Source organism: Streptomyces sp. NPDC085866, from assembly GCF_044541035.1.
GTDB lineage: Bacteria > Actinomycetota > Actinomycetes > Streptomycetales > Streptomycetaceae > Streptomyces.
Genome location: NZ_JBITSQ010000011.1, coordinates 369,606 through 369,828 on the forward strand (window position 1 = coordinate 369,606; position 223 = coordinate 369,828).

Consider the following 223-nt stretch of genomic DNA (forward strand, 5'->3'; position numbering starts at 1 on the left):
GGCGCACCAGCTGCCTGCGGTAGGCGCATGGGGCTCGCCGCATGACGATCGGTCCCATGGCTCGACACCCGTAGTCGGTGCTTATGCCCCGTTGGGGTTGCGGCGCACCAGCTGCCTGTGGCAGCCGCATGGGGCTCGCCGCATGACGATCGGTCCCATGGCTCAACACCCGTAGTCGGTACTTACGCCCCGTTGGGGCCGTGCGCACCAGCTGCCTGAGGTA